Genomic DNA, 16,571 nt, shown 5'->3' with positions numbered 1-16,571 from the left:
ATGTATATAAAAAATCCTATGGAAATAGAAAACAAAAGTATGGATATTATAGATGAAGTCATGAATGACACTAGTTTTTCAGAAGAAGAAAAGATAATAGCTAAGAGAATGATTCATACAACTGGAGATTTTGACTATAGAAATATAATAGTATTTAAAAATGATTTCATAGAAGAAGGAAAAAAGGCTATATTCAAAGGAACTACAATTTTTACAGATACAAAGATGGCATATATGGGAATCAATAAACCTGCTCTCAAAAAGGCAAATTGTGAATTGAAATGTTTCATAGATGATGAAAGAGTATTTGAAATGTCTAAAGCATTGGGAACTACAAGGTCGGCTTGTGCAGTGGATTTAGCCATAGAGGAAGGTATAGACATATTTGTAGTAGGAAATGCGCCTACTGCATTGTTTAGGATATTGGAGTTGGTGAAGGAAGGAAAAGCAAATCCTAAACTAATTGTAGGAGTGCCTGTAGGCTTTGTTGGTGCAGCGGAGTCAAAGGAATATTTAAGAGAATTTGACATTCCATCTATATCTACAGTAGGTACTAAGGGTGGGAGTAATGTGGCTGCTTCTATTATTAATGCTCTATTATATATGGTGGTAGGAAGATGACTTTAGATTTGTATGTAGTTAAAGAAGGAAAAAGTTTAAGATGTGGCTATACTACAGGTTCCTGTGCAGCGGCAGCAGCTAAGGCAGCAGCTATTATGCTGGAAGAAAAAGGTGTAATAAACTATGTGGAAATAGATACACCAGCTAATATTAGACTAAAACTTGAAGTAACTAATCCAGTTATTGAAGGGAATAAGGCTATATGTTCCATTGTAAAAGATGCTGGAGATGACCCAGATAATACAGATGGTATAGAAATATATGCAGAGGTTTCTAAGAGAAATGATGGAGAAGTTTTCATAGAAGGTGGAGAAGGTATTGGAAGAATAAAGAGAAAAGGATTATTTGGAGAAGTAGGAGAAGCGGCTATTAATCCAGTACCTAGAAAGATGATAGAAAAGGAAGTAAGGGAAGTTTCAAATAATGGCTATGACATAGTTATATTTGCCCCCCAAGGAGAAGAAATTGGGAAAAAGACTTTTAATAAAAACATAGGTATTGAAGGGGGTATATCTATTATTGGAACTAAGGGAATAGTATATCCTATGAGTGAAGAAGCCCTTATAAAAACCATATATATGGAAGTGGATATGATAGAAGAAGATCAGGGAAAAGATAATATAGTTTTAGTACCAGGTAATTATGGGGAAAAAATAGGAGAAGAATTGGGAATTAAAGAACCAAAGGTAAAAATATCAAACTTTATAGGAGATAGTCTACTATATGTTTATAATAAAGGGTTTAAATCCATGACTTTAATAGGTCATATAGGTAAATTTGCTAAACTAGCCATAGGTGTATTTAATACTCATAGTAAGGTATGCGATGGAAGAATGGAGGCGTTTATATATTATTTATCTTTTATGGGTGCCCCAGTTGAATTGCTTAATAAAGTAAATAATGCAGTAACAGCAGAAGAAGGATTAAATATATGTATAGAAGCAGGTTATGGCAGTGTTGTAAAGCGTATGGAAAAGGGAGCAGAGGAAAGAATACGAAAGTATTTAAAAGATGAAGATTATAATGTAAAAGTAATTATATATTCCATGGAAAGAGGTACGAATATATGTTAATAGTAGCAGGAATAGGCCCGGGGAATCCAAATTATTTAACTTATGATGTAAGAGAAAAAATAGAAAATACCGAACATATTTTAGCCTTTGGAAGAATTGCAAACTCTCTTAAAGATATTAGAGATGATATTGTAGAAGTAAATAAAGTAGAAGAAATATTAAATTACATAGATGATGAAAAAGAAATATTGTTACTTGCCTCAGGAGATCCTAATTTTTTTGGAATAGTAGAATTTCTAAAGAAAAAAGGACTGAGGGTAAAGGAAGTATTGCCTGGAATTTCTTCATTTCAATATATGATGGCAAAGCTTCAAAGATCATGGCAAGAAGGAGTATTTTTGTCTCTCCATGGCAGAAGTGGAGGTTTGGAAAGTATTAAGGACAATAGACTTAGTATACTTCTTATAGATAAAGATAATTTGCCTAGCAAAATATCTAAGGATTTATATAGATTAAATATTAAAGGAAAAATATATGCAGGATTTAATCTGTCTTATGATGATGAAAAAATAATAGTAAGAAACATAGGAGAAGAAATAGAAGATATTTCTTCCCTTGGGGTGGTGGTAATTGAAAATGAAATGGATTAAAGATGAAGATTTCATAAGAGGAAATATTCCTATGACTAAATTTAATATTAGAATCCTAACTTTAGGATATTTAGCCATAGAAAAAGGAGATAGATTTTTAGATATAGGAGCAGGTACAGGTTCCATATCTATAGAAGCAGCTCTTCATGGAGCAAGGGTTTATGCCATAGAGAGGGAAGAAGAAGGAGTAGAACTAATAAAGACCAACAGAGAAAAGTTTGGTGTAGATATTGATATAATAAAAGGACAAGCACCAGAGGATTTACCTAATATAAAGATAAATAAATGTTTTATAGGTGGCAGTGGTGGTCAATTGGAAGGAATATTTTCTTATTTAGATATAAACTTAGAAGATAATGGAATAGTATGTGGAAATTTTATAACTATTAAAAACTTAAATAATTTTATAGAGCTACTTAATAAGTATAGATATAGAGATATAGAAGTACAACTTATTCAAGTATCTACCATGGATAAAATAGGACTTTTAAAGGGACAAAATCCCATATTTATAGTAAAGGGAGTGAAGGATAATGATTAGCTTTGTAGGTGCAGGGCCAGGGAATGTGGATTTAATCACAGTAAAGGGAAGAAGGCTTTTAGAAGAAGCAGATGTTATTATATATGCAGGTTCATTAGTATCTAAGGAGCATCTAGAGTTTTGCAAGGAAGGGGCTAAACTATACGATTCAGCTTCAATGACTTTAGAGGAAGTAATTGAAGTAATGGAAATATCCATAAGAGACAATCTAAAGGTAGTTAGATTACATACAGGAGATCCTACTATATATGGAGCCATAAGAGAGCAAATGGATTTATTGAACAGTAAGGGAATAGGGTATGAGGTAATACCTGGAGTAAGTTCCTTTACTGCTGCTTGTGCTTCCATAAAGAGAGAATTTACATTACCTGATGTAAGTCAAACTGTAATACTTACTCGTATAGAAGGACGTACTCCAGTGCCAAAGGAAGAGGACTTAGAAAGTTTAGCTAAACACAAGGCTTCCATGGCAATATTTTTATCAGTACAGGAAATAGGCAGAGTAGTAGAAAAACTAGTAAAAGGATATGGCAGAGACGATATACCTGTAGCAGTAGTATATAAAGCTACATGGGAAGATGAAGATATATTATTTGGTACTCTTTCTAATATAGAGGAAAAGGTAAAAGAGAAGAATATCAATAAAATGGCACAAATATTAGTAGGCAATTTCATAGAAGGAGAGTATGAAAGGTCAAAATTATATGACCCTAGTTTTACCCATAAGTTTAGGAGTGCATCTCAATGAAAATAGCCTGTCTATCCTTTACCCATAAAGGTAAAGAAATAGGTGACAAATTAAAAACCCTTAGTGAAAAGGGAAAATATCTATTTCATCATTATTCAAATGATGAAATAGAAGGCGGAATAAAAAGTCGATTGGATTATATCTGGAAAGAATATAATGGATTAGTGTTTATTTCATCTACTGGCATAGCCATACGAATGATAAATTCATATATAAAAAACAAAACTATGGATCCAGCAATAGTAGTCATAGATGACTGTGGCAGATTTTCCATATCTTTATTGTCAGGACATTTAGGTGGGGCAAATGAGCTTTCTAATTGGATTGCAAAAGCAATAGATGCTATGCCAGTTATAACTACTGCATCTGATAATAGAGGCATAGAGGCAATAGATATATTTGCTAAGAAAAACAACTATTATATGGATAATATGAAATTGGTGACTAAAATAACTGGAATCATGGTAAATGGGAAGACCTTGGGATTTTATTCTGAAGATAATAAAACAATTAATTATCCCAATATAGTAACAGTTAAAGATTTAAACAATATACCTTCTGAAATAGAAGGTTTAGTTATAGTAAGTTCAGAAAACCAACAGATTGAAAATATAAATATTCCCTATATATATCTAAGACCTAGAAATATAAATATTGGAATTGGATGTAGAAAAGGAGTAGAGGGAAAAAGAATTATTGAATCTGTAAAATCTGCCATGAAGGAATTAAATCTTTCAGAGAATAGTATACAAGCTATTGGTACAGTAGAAGTAAAAAAAGATGAAGAAGGTATTATAGAAGCTGCAAAATATTTTAATTGTCCAATTAAAATATTTACCATAGAGGAAATAAAAGAGGTAGAAGATAAATTTGAGAAATCTCAGTTTGTGAAAGATACAATAGGCGTTTATTCAGTATCAGAGCCTTCCGCATACTTACTTGGAGGAAAATTAATTAAAGAGAAATCAAAATATAATGGTATTACAATATCCATATCAAAGGAGATAAGAAATGGCTAAATTATATGTAGTAGGCATAGGACCAGGCGGTAGAGAACATATGACTTATAAAGCGGTGGAAGTAATTAAAAAAAGCGATTTGGTAGTAGGCTATACTCCTTATATAGAATATTTGGGAGATTTAGTAGAGGGAAAAGAACTTTTTTCCACAGGAATGAAAGGTGAAATAGAGAGATGTAAAGTGGCCATAGAAAAGGTTAGAGAAGGAAAAAATACAGCAATTGTAAGTACAGGGGACTCGGGTCTTTATGGAATGGCAGGGCCGATTTTAGAATTGGCAGAAGACATAGAAGTGGAAATAATACCAGGAGTTACAGCGGCATTTTCTGCAGCAGCAGAACTAGGTTCTCCTATTATGCACGACTATACCTCAATTAGTTTGTCTGACTTACTTACTCCTTGGGAAGTAATAGAAAGCAGATTAGAAAAAGCTGCTGAGGCTGATTTTGTAATTTCCATATATAATCCTAAATCAAAGGGAAGAAAGGAACACCTAGAGAAGGCAGTAAATATAATCTTAAATCATAGAAAAATTGATACACCAGTAGGTATAGTTAAAAATTCAGGTAGAGAAGGGACAGAAATCATTATTACTACTTTAGGAAGTATAGATTATGATAAAGTAGATATGCTTTGCGTACTTATTATTGGAAATTCCAACACTTATATAAAGGGTGATAAAATCATTACACCAAGAGGATACAATATAAAATGATTTGGATAATAGGTGGAACCAGCGAAGCACGAGAAATAGTAAATAGGATAAAAGATATAGATAATTATATTGTTACCATGGCAACAGATGGAGGAAAGGAATTTCTTCATAGTAATAAAATTCTAATAGGGAGAATGAATTATGAGGAAATGATAGAGTTTTCCAAGAAAAACAAAATATCTTTAATAGTAGATTTAACTCATCCCTATGCTAGAATAGTATCAGAAAATGCAAAAAAAGTGGCAAACACTTTAGAAATAGATTATATTAGATATATAAGAGATAAAGTAGACGTAGAAAATAATATTATCTATTTACAAAGCTACGAGGAAGCTTATGAATATATATCAAAGATTTCAGGAACAGTGTTTTTTACAACAGGCTCTAAAAATATTGGAGATTTTGAAAAGATACGAGGAAATAATAGATTTATATATAGAATACTTCCTGCATTAGAAAGCATAGAGGAATGTAAGAAATATAATGTACAGATGAAAGATATAGTTGCAGTATTAGGCCCATTTTCTAAGGAATATAATAAGGTTATGTTTGAGGAATATAATCCTAAATATTGTGTTATGAAAGATAGTGGGCATAGAGGAGGTACTCTGGAAAAGATAAAGGCCTGCAAGGAATTAGATATAACACCAATAGTAATAGGCAGAGGATATGAAAATGGAATTAGAGATTTAAATATAATAGAGAATATAATCAGAGAAAAAAATAATAAGAAAGGAGAGATATAAATGGAAAATTCCTATAGATTTTATAGAAATACTGATTGTGACTATTTTCCATGTCATAAAGTAGAAAATACAGAAGAGTTTAATTGTATGTTTTGCTATTGCCCCTTATATTTATTAGAGGATTGTGGCGGGAATCATATGGAAAATTATGGTGTGAAGGACTGCTCTAATTGTCTTTTACCCCATAGACCAAATGGTTATGATTATATAAATAAAAAGTTAATTGAACAAAATAATCTTAAAAGAAACAAATAAGATAAGGATGTGTACATATGAAACTACTTAAAGATACTTTAGAATTAATAACACCCACAAATGAGGAAGTGAAAAATCTAGTAAGAAATCAGTGGGATGGACTAGTAAAACCAATGGGAAGTCTAGGTACATTGGAAGAAGCAACTATAAAAATAGCAGGTATGACTGGAAAAGTAAACAACAAAATTGATAAAAAGGCAATTGTTGTAATGTGTAGTGATAATGGAGTAGTAGAAGAAGGAGTCAGCTCTGCTCCACAGATATTTACTAAGGTACTAACTGAAAGTATGACAAAAGGAGTAACAGGAGTTGCTACTTTAGGTAAATATACGAGTACAGATATAGTTACTATAAATCTAGGAGTAATAGGAGAAATAGATGACCCTAAAATAATAAATAGAAAAATTGCCAATGGAACAAAAAACTTTGTAAAAGAACCTGCAATGACTTATGATGAAGCAGTTAAATCAATAGAAGCAGGTATAGAAGCAGGGGACAAGCTATATGGTGAGGGATATGATATATTAGGTACTGGAGAAGTTGGTATAGGAAATACCACTACTGCAGCAGCAGTTTTATCAGCTTTAACAGGTTTAGATGTAGATATAACTTGTGGAAAAGGTGCAGGTTTAACTGATGAACAACATTCAAACAAAAAAGATGTAATAAGAAAAGGTATAGAAAAAAATAAACCCAATGGTAAAGATCCTATTGACGTAATAGCAAAAGTAGGGGGTTTTGATATAGGAGGTATGTGCGGTTTGTTTTTATCCGCTGCCAAAAACAAAAGACCTGTAGTCATAGATGGATTTATATCATCTACAGCGGCCCTTTGTGCTGTTAAATTAAACCCTTTAGTTAAAGAATATATAATTCCATCTCATTTATCTGGAGAACCTGGGGCAAAGTATGTAATGGATAAATTAGGTCTAAAACCTATGTTAAATTTAGGTATGAGATTAGGTGAAGGCTCAGGATGTCCACTGGCTTTTCAAATTATAGAAGCAGGATTGTATACATTGGAGAATATGGGAACCTTTGAATCTTTGTCATTAGATGGTGATGCATTAGTAGATATAAGAGAAGACTAAATGGAGTGGTAAAATGATTACATTAGTTACAGGTGGTGCAAGGTCAGGGAAAAGTAGATTTGCAGAAAGTATATATAAAGATACTTTAGATGTGGTGTATATAGCCACATCTAAGGTTACAGATAATGAAATGGCAGAACGAATAAATCTCCATAGGGAATCTAGACCAAAGGAGTGGAGAACCTATGAGGGAAATTATGAACTTCAAAATGCAGTAGGTGAAGAAAAAAATTACTTTTTAGATTGTATAACAGTCCTTACTTCCAATATAATGTTTGATATATCTAAGGATGTGGAGTATATAGACTATGATTTGCAAAATAAAATAGAAAATACTATAATAGAGGAATTAAAAGCCTTAATAGATAAAGTTAGAGAAAAAGATTATGATCTAGTATTAGTAACAAATGAAGTGGGAGATTCCATAGTTCCGGAACATCATATATCTAGAGTATTTAGAGACATTCAAGGAAGGATAAACCAAAGGATAGCTTCAATTTCAGATCAGGTTTATTTGGTATGTTGTGGCATACCGGTGAAAATTAAATGATAAAAGGGCTTATACTTTCTCTGCAGTTTTTTACGAGAATCCCTATCAATATAAATGTAGATTTCAATGGAAAAAATATTAAATATAGTGTATTTTTCTTACCCTTAGTAGGAGCAATAATAGGAGGATTGGCAGGTTTAGTTTATTACCTAATATCACCCTATAATATTCAATTAGCCTCCTTTTTAACATTATTAACTACAATTATATTGACTGGAGGACTACATTTAGACGGATTATCAGATACCTTTGATGGATTTTTATCGGGGAGAGATAAAGAAAGAACTCTAGAAATTATGAAAGATAGTAGAATTGGGGCTTTTGGAGTAATAAGCTTAATTCTTTTAATTTTATTTAAGTTTATCTTGATTTCAAGTGTAAAAAACTTACCTTTAGCCATAACCTTATCCTTTGCAAATAGTAGACTAGTACTTAGTTATATAATATCTTATAAGAAGAATGGAAGACCAGGAGGCTTAGGAGAATTATTTCATAAAAGTAATCCTAAGAATATGATGTTTATAAGTGGAATTATATATATTGCCATATTAATTTTATTAGACATAAAATATATCATACCCCTTATAATTACATTTTTATTTGGAGAATATATGTCCTTTATATCTTATAAAAAAATAGATGGATTAACAGGAGATGTATATGGTGCAATTATAGAATTAGGAGAGGGCATTTCTCTACTTAGCTTTTGGAGTGTGATGATATGGATATAATTATGATAAGACATGGGGAAACAGAAGACAACGTGAAAAAGATATTTAGTAGAGATAATACTAGACTTACAGATAATGGTATAGAACAAATTAAAAAGACTAAAGAACTACTAAGGCATTTTGACTACAGTAAAATATACTATAGTCCCTTAACAAGAACTGTGGAGACTTTAGAAAATCTAGGGTTAGAGGGGATAAAAGAGGATAGAATTAGAGAAATTAACTTTGGTATATTCACTGGAAAAACATTTGAAGAAATATCAGAAATTTATCCTATAGAAAGTAAGGATTGGGTAGAAGATTCAATTAATTATGTAATTTCTCAAGGGGAAAGCTTAATAGATGTATATAATAGACTAAGTGAATTTTTAGAAGAGATTTCTAAAGAAGAAGATAATATTTTATTGGTCTGCCATGATTGTATAATAAGACTGGCATTATGTTGGATATTTGATAATCCCGATTACTTTTTTAGATTTAAAGTAGATAATGGCAGTATCAATGTAATATCAATAGATGATGGATTCAAATATATAAAGAAATTAAATTATAGCTAAAAATCTAAAATACAGTTCTTCAATGTAATAAATGAAGGACTGTATTTTGTAAGTACATAATAATATGATATAGATAACCAACATCATAATAAAAAATACCGTTCCTGCTGTTTAGAATATGGATAACTCCTGCAATTCATTCAGCTACAAAATCCTAAAATTTATAACTCCCTTTGCTCAAATAGATAGATTTCTTTACGGATTTTATGGCTTCACTTATGTAAATAAAGATATTATTTTAAGCACTGAAGTCTATTTAAGGCATTATAATATTTGGGAAATATCAGAAAAGATCGCAATAAGATTTCAGACTATTTTATTTATTGTTTACAATCTCAAATAAATGTGATATTATAAAGAAGCTTATATGTAGTAAATTTGGGGGTTATTATGGTGAATCATATTATTATAGATCAAATGACAAGAGAAATCTGCTCTGTACAATTGAAGCCGATGAAGCATTGTACCGAGCTTAAACTAAAAGCATGAAGCTTTCCATTCATCGGTAAATAGGTTGTTTTAGGCGTATATTGTTACGCTTTGTTTTCGTACCTATTTTCCGAGTAATTATGAGTGGTTTATTGGCCGTGGACAATGTTTTGTCTGCGGCCTTTTGTGTGAGCTCAAACTAAATTTTGAGCCGTAATGTACGTTAATAATACGTACTATTAGGAAGCAGAAGGTCGTGTGTTTTGCACAAGACCTTCTGCTTTTTTTATTAGAAAGGAGTTTTAAACATGAGTTTATTAGAAATTAAAAATTTGTCTCATACTTATGGAGACAAGATATTATATAAAAATGAATCTCTTGCATTGTTCAAGGGAGAACATATGGGTATTGTAGGGCAGAATGGTACAGGAAAAAGTACCTTAATTGGAATGTTGTCAGGAGAAATCATTCCTGATAGGGGGCGTATTATTTGGCAGCCAAATATAAAACTTGGACATCTTGATCAACATGCAGTTGTTCTAGGAGAATATACAGTTATAGAGTACTTGAAAACAGCATTTCAAAATTTATACATCTTGGAAGAAAGGATGAATAAGCTGTACGAGAAATATGCTATTACTGGTAATGAAAAAGATTTATTACAAGCAGCAGAGTGTCAAACCATCTTGGAAGTTCGAGAATTCTATATTATAGAGTCACGAATAGAAAAGGTTATGAATGGACTTGGACTATCTGCCATTGGTGGGGATAAACTGATTTCACAGCTAAGTGGTGGTCAACGAGCAAAAGTAATTCTTGCGAAGCTACTGTTGGAAGAACCAGATGTTTTACTGCTTGATGAACCTACAAATTTTTTGGATAAGGAGCATGTTCTGTGGCTTTCAGAATATCTATCTACATTTCCTAGTGCCTTTGCTGTAGTTTCCCATGATTATGATTTTCTCGAAAAAATTTCTAGTTGTATTTGTGACATTGATGGAGGAGTAATCAGAAAATATACGGGAAAATATTCTAATTTTCTGAAACAAAAAGAACACTTAAGAGAGGAACATATTCGTAGATATTATGCTCAACAGCAGCAGATCAAAGAGACTGAGGAATTTATCCGCAAGAATATTGCAGGTGTAAACAGTAAAAATGCTAAGGGAAGACGAAAACAACTTGAACGTATGGAACGAATAGTCCCACCTTCTGTTACAATTTCAAAGCCAGAGTTTTGTTTCCTAGAAAGTCCTAGTTCAGCACATGAAGCATTAAAAGTAAAAAAACTTGAGGTGGGTTATTACTATCCTTTATTATCACCTTTAAATTTTACTATTGATGGTGGTCAAAAAATTGTGATTACAGGTTTTAATGGAATAGGGAAATCTACCTTGCTTAAAACCTTAACTGGATATATTGAAAAAATATCAGGTGAGTTTATATTTGACAATTCTGTGAGAATTGAATATTATGAGCAGGATATTATATGGGAAAATCCATCACTCACACCCCTTGAGATAATTACTAGATGCTATCCGTCCCTAAACATTAAAGAGGTACGCCGACAACTTTCACGATGTGGCATAAGTAATGATCATGTAATACAGCCAGTGTCAACATTAAGTGGAGGGGAACAGGCAAAAGTGAAATTATGCAAACTAATGCTATCTCCTTGTAACTTTTTAATTCTTGATGAACCGACAAATCATCTGGACTCTACTGCTAAAGAGGCACTTAAAAATAGCTTAAAGAATTTTAGAGGTACTGTATTGATAGTATGCCACGAAGAAGCATTTTATCGTTCATGGGTAGACAAGGTAATAAACATAGAACTAACATAAGTATTGATATTTCAAATTATGAATTTAAGATTAATAGTGCGAACTTCTATATTTAAACAAATATCAAAAATAGGAAATATTAAGTTAAAGGTTTTTTAATTAAATATCTAGTGTGTTATAAATTCCCTCAAACCAATGTTTGAGGGAATTTATTATATGCGAAAAAACAAACTTTAGAGATATTCAGATATATTGTAATTTAATATATATTATAATATGATGTACACAATGTAAAAAAGTAGGAGAATTTATGTGAAAGGCATTTAGAATAAATTTTGCATGATAGTAAAGTAAATTTGCATCTTGGTTTTAGAGGTATTGTTTTATAGTATATGATGTAATATATTGAACTAGGAGGCAGGAATTATGATAATCAAACTAGAGGAGAACCCCAATCAAAAAGAACTTGAAGTGTCTATAAAATGTACAAAAATTGATAAAAAGGTTAAACGTATTGTTTCACTTATAAGATCTGTTGACAATATAATTAAATGTAGTTTGGAAAATCAAGAAACTTGGATTGATGCTTCCTATATTTATTATATTGAAAGTGTTGATAAAAAGACATTTGTCTATTGTGAAAAATCCGTATATCGTACAGAGTTTCGCTTATATCAGTTGTTGGAACAGCTTAGTTCTTGCGATTTTGTACAGATTAGCAAATCATGTATTTTAAATTTGAATGTGCTGGATAGTATACGTCCCCTAGTCAATAGTCGTCTGGAAGCCACACTTATAAATGGGGAGCGACTATATATTACTCGTAAATATCTTGCAGAGATAAAGTTAAAATTACAGGAGAGGTGATGAGAAATTGAGAAAAATAATAACAAATATATTTGCTGCAACAGGACTAACTTTAATTATATTAGCTGTTATTGCAAGTTTATATGGAGGGGAGTTTTTGTTTATTAGTAGTGTCTATCAAGCTCTTGCTGTAAATTTAATTATTGCTTTAGGATTAAATATTATCCAAAATATTGAAAGTAAATATTTTATTATTGAAGTTTTTCGAGATGTTACTTTTACCCTATGTATACTCATCTTTGCAGGTTATCTTTTTAATTGGTACAGCAGTACTCCTATTTTAGTGGTTATTATTATGGGTTTAGTAATATATGTTATAAGCTATCTTATAAATATAATAAAAATTAATGATGATATTGCATTTATCAATAACCGATTAAAAGTAAATAGAGATATAAAGAAAGATTAGGAGAACATTTCTATGTCTAAAATATTGGTATCACAAAGTATAACAAAGGAATTTAACAAAAAAGAACAAATTCTAAAAGGTATTTCTTTAGGGATTGAGGAGGAAACTTTTACTGTAATTTTAGGACCTAGCGGTTCTGGTAAATCAACCCTTCTCAATATATTATCAGGGCTGTTGAAACCTACTTCTGGTAAAGTGGTGTATAGAGGAAAAGAATTAACATTATTTACTGAAAGTCAGTTGGCAGATTGGAAACGTAATGAAGTGGGGTATGTTTTTCAAAATTATATGTTGTTAAATAATCTGACAGCTGAAGAAAATATTAAAATCGGTATATCTCCTAATTCTACGCCACTTCCATTTGATAGACTTACTCGTATTTTAGGAATAGAAAGTATTCTTGATAAATTTCCATCTGAAATGTCGGGAGGAGAGCAACAACGTACTGCAATTGCCAGAGCTGTAATAAAAAATCCAAGTATTTTATTTTGTGATGAAGCTACTGGTTCCCTTGATGAGTCAAACAGTAAAAAGGTAGTGGAACTTTTACATAGTTTAAAGAATATTTTTGGTATTAGTGTACTTTTTATAACACATAATCTTCAAATTGCCGAAACAGCAGATAGGATCATTACAATTAAAGATGGCTTATTGTTCGAGGACATAATTAATCATAATCCAATATCTGCAAGTAATATGATTTGGGGGTGATACCATGTATTTATTTAAGCAAATTACTAGAGAAATAGTGAGAAATAAAATATTTGTATTTTTATTATTTTTACTAAGTGCGTTTACTTCGTTTATGTATTTTTTTGTACAATTTTCAATTGACGGTAATATGAAAATGCTAAAATCTTTATCTGTTTTAAGTGAAAATCAATTACTTTATCAAAAGGCATTAAATTCTAATGTAATTCTTTCTAAAAACTTTCTTATTGTTTTAATAGGTTTAACATCTTTTGTATTTGCTATGTTCTTTTATAGATTTTATAAATCAAATGGAAAGCAAATAGGATGTTTAAGGGCATTGGGGTATAAAAATCGAGTATTAAGGAGTTATTTTGTCAGCTTTACTGCGATACTTTCTCTTGTTGGAGGATTGTTTGGATTTGTTTTCGGTTATTTTGCATCAGATATTCTCATAAATGCAAATAAACAGTCCTATAATTTAGCAGGTCTTATAAAAAATATTGATTTATCAAGTATTATCATTGGCTTACTTGCTCCAATAGTTATATTTTGTATTGTGACATTTTTCAGCTATGGTTTTGTTGGACGTATGGAGGTTGGCAATTTACTTTCTGGAGTAAATAATAAGTACGGATTTTCAGGGATATTGAAATTCGTAAATAGTTTCGTCAAAATTTTGCCTGTTAAAGATAAGTTTCCTTATCGTATAGCATTTAGAAAGCCTATTGCAGTCTTACTTATTATTACTGCTGTTATGGGATTTACGGTTATGTTTATTATGGGTTATTCACTAAACCGCAGTAGTCAAAAAGTATTTTTATCACAGACTGTTGGACATAGATATATGTTTGACACCCATTTTACAGAATTTAAAATAAAAGATGAAGAAAAAGATAATTCCATATATTATCTGATTTCTGATGTTGTTGTTAAATCCCAAAATGGCACAGAGGTGGAACAGCAGATTATCGGTATAGAACAAAATGATAAAATATTAGCTCTTCAAGACAGAAAAGGAAAGTTACTGAATGGTATTAAAAAAGATAAAGTTTATATTTCTCCAGCCTTAAATGAATTATATGGTTTTAATATTGGAGACAAGATTATTCTTACTTTTAGCGAAAAAAACTATCCTGTAATAATTGAAAACATAGCCATTAATGCCAAATCAAAATCAATTTATATATCTAAAGAAAAGTTGGCTGAGATTTTAAACCTCCCAGCAAATGTTTACAATGGTATATTAAGTATAGAAGAGGTATTAAGTGATGAAGGTATAACAACAACCTATGAACAAAAAATCGCCAATCTTGAGAGAGACTCTGTATCCAATCGAAATAGTGCGGTTATCAATCAAATTATTGGATTTATTGTTGGTTCTATTTTACTTTATTTGGCTCTTTTAATAAATTTTCAAGAAAACAAAAGAGATATACTTATTTTACACCTAATGGGGTACAAACCTAAAGCAATAGGAACGTTGCTGATTGATATTTATAGGCCTATTATTGGAATGACTTTCTTGTTAACACTTATGCCAAGTATTATGATTGCTCAATCAGTGCAAAAAACATTATCTATTCAAACTGGTGACTATATGCCTTTTCAGATAAGCTATTTATTTATATTTGTTATTTTTATTTTATTAAATATGCTTTATTCATTAGTGAAGATTACTTTTAGCAGAGAAATTAAGAGTATTATCAAAAGAGAAAATATAACTCATTATACAAATACGAATTAAAACTGGATAATAATAAAAAAATGTTATATATCAATTAATATTTAGCTACAAAAAAATTATCTTGCCACTTAACTTACTTATCTTATATTATGGGAATATCTATTAAATCAATTGGTTTTTCCCATAAACTTGAAAAGAGTGGATATGACTTATTTGGAAGATTTGGTGATGATGTTTTGTATATGGCGAAGAATAATGACGGAAATTAGATAATAATTATCAAGGCATAAAAATAAATATAACAAATACTAATTCAAATATTGTCACCTGATTTAGCATCAGGTGTTTTTTACTTCAAAAACATTAATATCATATTAATCTTATTAGTAGTGCAAGTCATATCAAGTTTTTATTAGTAATGGATGATTGGATTGAAGATAATATAACAGAAAATCCAACTTTGGTTGAAATGTCCAATTATGTTGGGTACTCTCCATTTTATTGTTCAGCAAAATTTCATAAAAATAAATGAATAATGTATTGTATGGGATACACTTAAAGAATAATATGTATCTAGAAGGGGATGTGAGAAGGATATTATTCATGTCTTTAAAAGGTTAAAATTTATCACTTTCTTATTCTTACAAAATTGTTAGGCGATTGTAAGGTAAATTAATGGCAAATGTATGGTTTATATAATATAATTAATTAGTAGAATACGAAAGGAGCAGGTGGAGATGAAAAAGAAAATAATTGTTTTAATTATATGTATTTTTCTCATGGGCATTTTTGCATTAGGTATATTTACAGCTCCGACTATTATTACTGGATATGAAATGTATAAATCTGCTATAGATAACACAAATCTTGAAGATGCAATTAATCAAGTTAGAGATGATGAAAATTATATTGAACTTGATAAAATATCAGATGACTATTTAAAACTTGTTTTAAAGTCAGAGGATAAGCGATTTTATTATCATTTTGGCATTGATTTTATTGCAATAGGGAGAGCTGCATACAATAATTTAAAGGCTGACTCCTTGGTACAGGGAGGAAGTACAATAACTCAACAGTTGGCGAAAAATTTATATTTTTCCTTTGATAAAAAGTATGAGCGTAAGATTGCAGAGGTCTTTGTAGCAATTGATCTTGAAAAGATGGTAACAAAAGATGAAATACTGGAATTATACTGTAATATCGCTTATTTTGGCGAGGGATGCTATGGAATTAAAGAAGCTGCTAATTATTATTACGGAGTAGATCCCATTGAATTATCAACTGAGCAGTCATATGCTTTAGTGTATACACTGAAAAGTCCAAACAATTATAATCCAAATGTTTATAAACCAATAGCAGTCTATGTGTTACCATGGACTCGTGCAATCCGCCCTAAGCAAATAAAAGCTTAAGGCGGATTTTTCATTTCCTTAAACTATGAGTTTAGGGAAAAATTCTTTTGTAAGTA

19 protein-coding genes are annotated in these 16,571 nt (G+C 30.7%); all 19 read left to right on the top strand.

Annotated features, from left to right (window positions below):
* The 19 genes from FYJ83_RS04220 to FYJ83_RS04125 all read left to right on the top strand — a co-directional run bounded on the left by FYJ83_RS04220 (window position 1) and on the right by FYJ83_RS04125 (window position 16,515).
* Entirely contained in the window at window positions 1-621 is a 621-nt protein-coding gene (locus tag FYJ83_RS04220) for a precorrin-8X methylmutase (RefSeq protein ID WP_154439097.1), read from the top strand.
* The gene (gene cbiD / locus FYJ83_RS04215) at window positions 618-1,694 is read left to right on the top strand and encodes a cobalt-precorrin-5B (C(1))-methyltransferase CbiD (protein ID WP_154439096.1); all 1,077 of its coding nucleotides are present in this window, start codon (window positions 618-620) and stop codon (window positions 1,692-1,694) included. Before FYJ83_RS04220 ends, cbiD begins: the two co-directional genes overlap by 4 nt.
* Entirely contained in the window at window positions 1,688-2,284 is a 597-nt protein-coding gene (gene cbiE / locus FYJ83_RS04210; protein ID WP_154439095.1) for a precorrin-6y C5,15-methyltransferase (decarboxylating) subunit CbiE, read from the top strand. The genes cbiD and cbiE overlap by 7 nt, the downstream gene beginning before the upstream one ends.
* Entirely contained in the window at window positions 2,271-2,825 is a 555-nt protein-coding gene (gene cbiT / locus FYJ83_RS04205) for a precorrin-6Y C5,15-methyltransferase (decarboxylating) subunit CbiT (protein ID WP_154439094.1), read from the top strand. Before cbiE ends, cbiT begins: the two co-directional genes overlap by 14 nt.
* Complete coding sequence (cobM, locus tag FYJ83_RS04200; RefSeq protein WP_154439093.1) at window positions 2,818-3,573, top strand: precorrin-4 C(11)-methyltransferase; 756 nt, start codon at window positions 2,818-2,820, stop codon at window positions 3,571-3,573. The genes cbiT and cobM overlap by 8 nt, the downstream gene beginning before the upstream one ends.
* Complete coding sequence (gene cbiG, locus FYJ83_RS04195) at window positions 3,570-4,592, top strand: cobalt-precorrin 5A hydrolase (protein WP_154439092.1); 1,023 nt, start codon at window positions 3,570-3,572, stop codon at window positions 4,590-4,592. The genes cobM and cbiG overlap by 4 nt, the downstream gene beginning before the upstream one ends.
* Complete coding sequence (gene cobJ / locus FYJ83_RS04190) at window positions 4,585-5,307, top strand: precorrin-3B C(17)-methyltransferase (RefSeq protein ID WP_154439091.1); 723 nt, start codon at window positions 4,585-4,587, stop codon at window positions 5,305-5,307. Before cbiG ends, cobJ begins: the two co-directional genes overlap by 8 nt.
* Complete coding sequence (gene cobK / locus FYJ83_RS04185; RefSeq protein ID WP_154439090.1) at window positions 5,304-6,053, top strand: precorrin-6A reductase; 750 nt, start codon at window positions 5,304-5,306, stop codon at window positions 6,051-6,053. Before cobJ ends, cobK begins: the two co-directional genes overlap by 4 nt.
* The gene (locus FYJ83_RS04180; RefSeq protein WP_154439089.1) at window positions 6,054-6,308 is read left to right on the top strand and encodes a cysteine-rich small domain-containing protein; all 255 of its coding nucleotides are present in this window, start codon (window positions 6,054-6,056) and stop codon (window positions 6,306-6,308) included.
* A 17-nt stretch (window positions 6,309-6,325) separates the two neighbouring features.
* On the top strand, window positions 6,326-7,399 hold the full coding sequence (gene cobT, locus FYJ83_RS04175) for a nicotinate-nucleotide--dimethylbenzimidazole phosphoribosyltransferase (RefSeq protein WP_154439088.1): 1,074 nt from the start codon (window positions 6,326-6,328) through the stop codon (window positions 7,397-7,399).
* Window positions 7,400-7,412: 13 nt separating this feature from the next.
* Entirely contained in the window at window positions 7,413-7,949 is a 537-nt protein-coding gene (cobU, locus tag FYJ83_RS04170; protein WP_154439087.1) for a bifunctional adenosylcobinamide kinase/adenosylcobinamide-phosphate guanylyltransferase, read from the top strand.
* Window positions 7,946-8,680, top strand: a complete 735-nt coding sequence (gene cobS, locus FYJ83_RS04165) for an adenosylcobinamide-GDP ribazoletransferase (RefSeq protein WP_154439086.1) — start codon at window positions 7,946-7,948, stop codon at window positions 8,678-8,680. The genes cobU and cobS overlap by 4 nt, the downstream gene beginning before the upstream one ends.
* Complete coding sequence (locus tag FYJ83_RS04160; RefSeq protein ID WP_154439085.1) at window positions 8,671-9,237, top strand: histidine phosphatase family protein; 567 nt, start codon at window positions 8,671-8,673, stop codon at window positions 9,235-9,237. The genes cobS and FYJ83_RS04160 overlap by 10 nt, the downstream gene beginning before the upstream one ends.
* Before the next feature lie 737 nt (window positions 9,238-9,974).
* Complete coding sequence (locus FYJ83_RS04155) at window positions 9,975-11,510, top strand: ABC-F family ATP-binding cassette domain-containing protein (RefSeq protein ID WP_154439084.1); 1,536 nt, start codon at window positions 9,975-9,977, stop codon at window positions 11,508-11,510.
* Window positions 11,511-11,876: 366 nt separating this feature from the next.
* Window positions 11,877-12,317 (top strand): LytTR family DNA-binding domain-containing protein, encoded by a 441-nt coding sequence (locus FYJ83_RS04150; protein ID WP_154439083.1) that lies wholly within the window; start codon window positions 11,877-11,879, stop codon window positions 12,315-12,317.
* 7 nt (window positions 12,318-12,324) lie between these two features.
* A complete protein-coding gene (locus FYJ83_RS04145) occupies window positions 12,325-12,726 on the top strand; it encodes a DUF3021 family protein (protein WP_154439082.1) in 402 nt (133 codons plus the stop codon).
* A gap of 12 nt (window positions 12,727-12,738) precedes the next feature.
* The gene (locus tag FYJ83_RS04140; protein WP_154439081.1) at window positions 12,739-13,437 is read left to right on the top strand and encodes an ABC transporter ATP-binding protein; all 699 of its coding nucleotides are present in this window, start codon (window positions 12,739-12,741) and stop codon (window positions 13,435-13,437) included.
* Window positions 13,438-13,441: 4 nt separating this feature from the next.
* The gene (locus FYJ83_RS04135) at window positions 13,442-15,163 is read left to right on the top strand and encodes an FtsX-like permease family protein (protein ID WP_154439080.1); all 1,722 of its coding nucleotides are present in this window, start codon (window positions 13,442-13,444) and stop codon (window positions 15,161-15,163) included.
* A 677-nt stretch (window positions 15,164-15,840) separates the two neighbouring features.
* Window positions 15,841-16,515, top strand: a complete 675-nt coding sequence (locus tag FYJ83_RS04125; protein ID WP_154439079.1) for a biosynthetic peptidoglycan transglycosylase — start codon at window positions 15,841-15,843, stop codon at window positions 16,513-16,515.
* Window positions 16,516-16,571: the final 56 nt, after the last annotated feature.

Origin of the sequence: Tissierella pigra (assembly GCF_009695605.1) — a bacterium.
Classification (GTDB): Bacteria; Bacillota; Clostridia; order Tissierellales; family Tissierellaceae; genus Tissierella; species Tissierella pigra.
The sequence above is the reverse complement of the archived record's forward strand: the minus strand, read 5'-3'. Positions and strand labels throughout refer to the sequence as shown.

What these genes read in the sequence shown, in the direction of transcription:
- FYJ83_RS04220 (WP_154439097.1), top strand. Translation starts at nt 1, where the DNA reads ATGTATATAAAAAATCCTATGGAAATAGAAAACAAAAGTATGGATATT.
- cbiD (WP_154439096.1), top strand. Translation starts at nt 618, where the DNA reads ATGACTTTAGATTTGTATGTAGTTAAAGAAGGAAAAAGTTTAAGATGT.
- cbiE (WP_154439095.1), top strand. Translation starts at nt 1,688, where the DNA reads ATGTTAATAGTAGCAGGAATAGGCCCGGGGAATCCAAATTATTTAACT.
- cbiT (WP_154439094.1), top strand. Translation starts at nt 2,271, where the DNA reads ATGAAATGGATTAAAGATGAAGATTTCATAAGAGGAAATATTCCTATG.
- cobM (WP_154439093.1), top strand. Translation starts at nt 2,818, where the DNA reads ATGATTAGCTTTGTAGGTGCAGGGCCAGGGAATGTGGATTTAATCACA.
- cbiG (WP_154439092.1), top strand. Translation starts at nt 3,570, where the DNA reads ATGAAAATAGCCTGTCTATCCTTTACCCATAAAGGTAAAGAAATAGGT.
- cobJ (WP_154439091.1), top strand. Translation starts at nt 4,585, where the DNA reads ATGGCTAAATTATATGTAGTAGGCATAGGACCAGGCGGTAGAGAACAT.
- cobK (WP_154439090.1), top strand. Translation starts at nt 5,304, where the DNA reads ATGATTTGGATAATAGGTGGAACCAGCGAAGCACGAGAAATAGTAAAT.
- FYJ83_RS04180 (WP_154439089.1), top strand. Translation starts at nt 6,054, where the DNA reads ATGGAAAATTCCTATAGATTTTATAGAAATACTGATTGTGACTATTTT.
- cobT (WP_154439088.1), top strand. Translation starts at nt 6,326, where the DNA reads ATGAAACTACTTAAAGATACTTTAGAATTAATAACACCCACAAATGAG.
- cobU (WP_154439087.1), top strand. Translation starts at nt 7,413, where the DNA reads ATGATTACATTAGTTACAGGTGGTGCAAGGTCAGGGAAAAGTAGATTT.
- cobS (WP_154439086.1), top strand. Translation starts at nt 7,946, where the DNA reads ATGATAAAAGGGCTTATACTTTCTCTGCAGTTTTTTACGAGAATCCCT.
- FYJ83_RS04160 (WP_154439085.1), top strand. Translation starts at nt 8,671, where the DNA reads ATGGATATAATTATGATAAGACATGGGGAAACAGAAGACAACGTGAAA.
- FYJ83_RS04155 (WP_154439084.1), top strand. Translation starts at nt 9,975, where the DNA reads ATGAGTTTATTAGAAATTAAAAATTTGTCTCATACTTATGGAGACAAG.
- FYJ83_RS04150 (WP_154439083.1), top strand. Translation starts at nt 11,877, where the DNA reads ATGATAATCAAACTAGAGGAGAACCCCAATCAAAAAGAACTTGAAGTG.
- FYJ83_RS04140 (WP_154439081.1), top strand. Translation starts at nt 12,739, where the DNA reads ATGTCTAAAATATTGGTATCACAAAGTATAACAAAGGAATTTAACAAA.
- FYJ83_RS04135 (WP_154439080.1), top strand. Translation starts at nt 13,442, where the DNA reads ATGTATTTATTTAAGCAAATTACTAGAGAAATAGTGAGAAATAAAATA.
- FYJ83_RS04125 (WP_154439079.1), top strand. Translation starts at nt 15,841, where the DNA reads ATGAAAAAGAAAATAATTGTTTTAATTATATGTATTTTTCTCATGGGC.